The 1730-nt window shown below is 69.0% G+C and carries 1 protein-coding gene; it reads right to left on the bottom strand.

All coding sequences use genetic code 11. The features are described from left to right. Positions 1–1730 (bottom strand): non-ribosomal peptide synthetase (locus ACYVD7_RS14305; RefSeq protein ID WP_460764560.1); only part of this gene is annotated, 1730 nt, incomplete at both ends.

Raw genomic sequence — 1730 nt, 5'->3', positions numbered from 1 at the left:
GAGCCGGAGGTGTAGATGATGTAGGCGAGGTGGTGCGCGGCGAGGTCGTCGACTACCGGGTTGTCGGTGCCGTACTGGGCCCACAGCGCGGTGTCCGATTCCAGGTCCAGCACCGGCATCGACAGCGGATGGTCGGCCAGCGCGGCGCGGGCGCTGGCGGTGGCCAGCAACGCGACCGGCGCGCTGTCGTCGAGCATGTAGGTGAGCCGCTCGGGCGGATACACCGGATCCAGTGGCACGTAAGCACCGCCGGCCTTGAGGATCGCCATCACGCCCACCAGCATCGGCAAGCCGCGGTCGACGCAGATCGCCACGCGGTCGTCGGGCTTCACCCCGAGCGTGCGCAGGTGGTGTGCCAACTGGTTGGCGCGCGTATTGAGCTCGGCGTAGCTGAGCGACTGGTCCTCAAAGACCACCGCGACGGCGTCGGGCGTGCGTTCGACTTGTGCTTCGAACAGCGCGTGCACGCACTGGTCCTGCGGATAGTCCGAGCGCGTGGCGTTCCAGCCCAGCAGCAACTGCTGTCGTTCGGCCTCGCCGAGCAGGTCGATGCGTGCGACCGCCTGATGGTCGTCGGCGACCATCGCTTCGAGCACGCGCTGCAGGTAGCCGGCGTGGCGTTCGATGGTGTCGCGATCGAACAGCGCGGTGGCGTAGCCCAGCGAACCGGCAATGCCGTCCTCGACTTCGGCCAGCTCCAGCTCCAGGTCGAACTTGGCCGCGCCGTAGCCGACCTCGATTGGCGCGAGTGCCAGCCCCGGCAGGTCGCAGTGACCGGCGTCATTGTTCTGCCAGGCCAGCATCACCTGGAACAGCGGTGCATGGGCGAGGCTGCGCGGCGGCTTGACCAGTTCCACGACCTGTTCGAACGGCAGGTCCTGGTGGGCCTGGGCGTCGAGCGCACGTTCGCGCACGCCGGCGAGCAGCTCGGCCACGGTGCCGGCCACGCCGACGCGCAGGGCCTGCGTGTTGACGAAGAAGCCGATCAGGTTCTCGAGCTGGGTGCGGGTGCGGTTGGCGATCGGCGTGCCGATGACGATGTCGTCCTGTCCCGACAGGCGCGACAGCACGGTCGCCCACGCGGCCATGACGGTCATGTAGAGCGTGGTGCCGTGGCGTTGGCTCAACGCCTTCAGGGCCTGCGTGAGCGACGCATCCAACGTCACCGGTACCGAGGCACCGACGAAGCTCTGCTGGACCGGACGCGGGCGGTCGGTGGGCAGTTCGAGCAGCACGGGCGCGCCGGTGAGCGTGCGCTGCCAGTAGGCCTGCTGGCGTTCCAGCACGGCGCCGCTGAGCCACTGGCGCTGCCAGACGGCGTAGTCGGCGTACTGGATGGGCAGCGGCGGCAGCGGGTCGTCCTGGCCGGCGCGGAAGGCGGAGTACAGCGTGCTCAGTTCGTCCAGCAGCACGCCGATCGACCAGCCGTCGGAGACGACGTGGTGCATCGTGATGGCGAGCACGTGATCGTCGTCGCACAGGTGCAGCAGCTGGCCACGGACCAGCGGGCCGTGTTCCATGTCGAAGGGCGCGGCGGCCTCGAGGGCGAGGTGTTGCTGCAGGGCGTCTTCGGCATCGGCGTGGTCGTGCAGGTCGACGTCGTGCAGGTCGACTTCGCGCAAGGCGAAGCCGACATCGGCCGCGGCGATGTGCTGGACCGGGTCGTTGCCGATGCGATGGAAGGTGGTACGCAGCGCTTCGTGACGATGGACGATGCGGTCGAGCGCGCG

This window comes from Lysobacter fragariae, from assembly GCF_054779775.1.
Note: the sequence above shows the minus strand (reverse complement) of the source record. Positions and strands in the feature narration are given on the sequence as shown.